The organism is Ruminococcus sp. AM43-6, assembly GCF_003461785.1.
GTDB lineage: Bacteria > Bacillota > Clostridia > Oscillospirales > Ruminococcaceae > Hominimerdicola > Hominimerdicola aceti.
This window is the reverse complement of the sequence record NZ_QTXU01000065.1, coordinates 1-3,328: the sequence shown is the minus strand read 5'-3', so window position 1 is coordinate 3,328 and position 3,328 is coordinate 1. Positions and strand designations below refer to the sequence as shown.

Annotated in this window: 1 protein-coding gene; it reads right to left on the bottom strand. The window is 40.3% G+C overall.

Translation table 11 applies throughout. The features are described from left to right. Window positions 1-1,163: 1,163 nt before the first annotated feature. Entirely contained in the window at window positions 1,164-2,198 is a 1,035-nt protein-coding gene (locus tag DW938_RS14320; RefSeq protein ID WP_118125580.1) for an AAA family ATPase, read from the bottom strand. Between the last annotated feature and the right edge of the window lie 1,130 nt (window positions 2,199-3,328).

Below are 3,328 nucleotides of genomic sequence, written 5' to 3'. Positions count from 1 at the left end.
CTGTGTGAAGACTGCGTATTTACGGCACATTTGCGGTCAGCTTTGCTGTCCGCTGTGAGCGTCATGGCGGCTTCAGACGCCATGACTTTAACCTGCAATGAAATATTTCACTTTCTTCGTCATGCGGCGAATCGGGAATTTGTGCATAACCAACATATCAAGTTCCCGATGTGCTTTTTAACTGATTTCAGAATTGCTCGTTTATCCCTTCGTACACCGCTTACAATCGGCGTGTGTGGCTGATACCGTCTACGGTGGTATGTTTACCCTACTGCGAGTTGGGAGGGCAAATATCGCCGTTGTGTTGCGGTTAAAATTAATTACACTTTTTTTGATTATTGAACATCTCCATTCTTATTCGCAGAAGAGAAAAGGCGGACTGTCAATCAGCGAACCTATCTGCCAATTCTGTTTTGTTACTCACCTCTTAGCAAGTATAGCTATTCTTTCTTCTGCTATTAATAATATTAGTTAGTATTAATCCTTAAAGGCATAGCGCTGTGACACGGAGGGTATCGCAATTATTATTTTTGTTTGCCCCACAACAGTACAGTTCCTGTCAGAAAATCTTGTCTGACTTAAGGACGTATTTCCAAGCTTGGTTACGCTTCTGCTCCTCCTGAACGATCTTCGCTGTACTTCGCCGCTTGGTATCTCTCCTACGTGGGATTTTGTTGTCAAGATTCTTTTGCCTTCATACTGTAGCAGATGAAAAGATGCTTTTTATGCGTGTGTGAAAAAATTTTGTAGACTTGCACAAAATCTGAATGGATTATTTATAGAGTTCCCTCTCACTTGTATACGGAAAGGAGTCGCCGTTTTGACAACCCTTAATTCATAAAGTTTGTAGGCTTGAACAAAGTCGTAACAAATTTTTTGTAGAGTTTGCTCTCACTTGTATAGGGTAAGAAGTTGAGGTTTTACAACCATTTTGACAGCAATTCTTTAAAAGTTTGTATGATTATACAAATTCGGGGCGGACGATTTAGAGAGTTTGCATATTGGTTAGGTATCCCTATAGAAACCTTTTCCCAGTGAATCAGGGTGGTAGTTGGCTCGTTTATGAAGAGTTTTGCATTGACAGTAACTCTGAAATGTTGACAGTAAAACTACCACTTGATTTCTACCGTCACACCTCGCAAAGCAAGGATTTTCAATGGTTTTCAGACTTTTAAAGCCAAACTGTTGACAGTAACTTCGCCCGAGGTTTTACTGTCACTACTGTCACGCTCACGGTCGTAATGAAGAATAATCAGTCTGCCGTTTCGTGTCCGCTTGTACAGAAAATCAATTCCATACTGTCTGAGCGTGTAACCGTTCTGAACCAAATCTCTTGTAACTCTGTTCGGATAGAATATTTCATTTGAAATACTTTTCAGTGCGGTTACCAATTCTGAAGCCGTTCCTGTGAAATCAATCTTTTTCTGAATGTAAACATACAATGCGGCGAGAAAAATATTGTCTTTGCTTTTCGAAGCAGTTGGCTCATCTGTGACTATCCACTTTTTCAAATCGCTATCAAACTGCAAGCTTATTTCTGCGTTTTCAATATCACGACCTACGCAGTATAGCTTTGCATTTCGACTGCCACGCTTTGTTTCTACAATAACCATGCTTTCGTCAACGCATCCGCTGATTCCTGTCGAGCCCGAAATCATATTGAACGGTTCGCTGTCCGAACACTTTCTTGTGTGATGAACAACTACGATTGCAATTTCAAGCTTGTCCGCAAGATTTTTTAGAACAGATAACTCTTTGTAGTCCGAGCCATAACCGTTATCGGTTGACTCACGAATCATTTGCAGAGTGTCAATGAACACAACTTTTAAATCGCTATGCTCTTTCTTAAAATTTTCAATCTGTTCTTCAAGTCCGCTGCCTATCGACTCAGACATAACAGTGAAGTGCAAGTTTTCTGTTGGCTCATCTGTTATCTCATACAATCTGTTTTGTATCCTCGCATAGCTGTCTTCCAAACACAGATAGAGGGCAGTTCCTTGAGCCGTTTCCTGACCTAAAACTTTTTCTCCTTTCGCTATCGACAAGCACATATCAAGTGCCAGCCATGACTTTCCCACTTTTGGTGCACCTGCTAAGATGTACAGACCTTGCGCAAGCAAGCCATCTACAACAAACTCGATAGGCTTGTACACAGTTGTCATGATTTCTTCGCAGGACTTTGAGTTGAATTTCTTCAAGTTATCAAGCCTCCTCTTCTTTTTTTCTTTTTACTTCTTTCCCACAACAGTACAGTTCCTGTCAGAAAGCCTTGTTTGACTTAAGGACGTATTTCCAAGCCTGGTACGCTTCTGCTCCTCCTGCACGATCTTCGCTGTACTTCGCCGCTTGGTATCTCTCCTTCGTGGGATTCAATTGTCAAGATTCCTTTTCCTCATACTGTAGCCGACTAAACAAAGTGTTTGGGCAACTTCTGAAAAAAGTTTATAGGTTTGCACAAGTTAGCTCATATGATTTCGGTTATTTTGACTACCACTGCTCTTCCGCTTGTATATGGGTAGAAGTCGCTGTTTTGATACCCCTTTATCTAAATGAATTCATAAAGTTTGTAGGGTTGAACAAAGTCGTAACGGATTATTTGTAGAGTTTGCTCTCACTTGTATATGGTTAGAAGTTGAGGTTTTAACAACCTTTTTGGCAGAGTTTCTTTAAGATTTTGTATGATTGTCTAATAGACAGAGCAGTGATGACTTTTGTTTTTTGCATTATCACAACACGATGCGGTAGGACGTGAATCACGACCTACCGTAAAAAGTAAGGTGGTAAACATCTATGATCCGACATAGAAAAACCACTGCCGTGTTTTCCGACAGTGGTTCGAGAGAATGATTTTATTATGTTCAAAAAATGATATCTCTTGCCGTGAAGATTTACTAGGCTAAATAATTTGTCACAGCTTGCTTCTTTAAAACAGGAGCGGGGTAATCCCCTCGTACACCACAACAATCGGCGTGTGTCGCCCTTTTCCTCAGAGGATGGTATGTTTACTCTACTGCGAGTTAGGGACAAATATCTCCGTTACGCTGTGTACTTTCGAGAGCACCTTTCGTTGACAGTAACTCTGAAATTTTGACATTGAAACTCGTCTTTGATTTCTACCGTCACGCCTCACAAAGCAAAGATTTTTAAGAGTTTTTAAGCTTTTGAAGCAAGCTGATTGACCATAGAATTTTTATTGTCAGTACTATCACTCTGACGATCATAATGAAGAATAATCAGTCCGAAACCTCAAACTCATCTGAACTAAGATATGATTTTGTCAATATCACTTGACACATTTTATTCGAACAAGAATTATGCAACGAGAAAG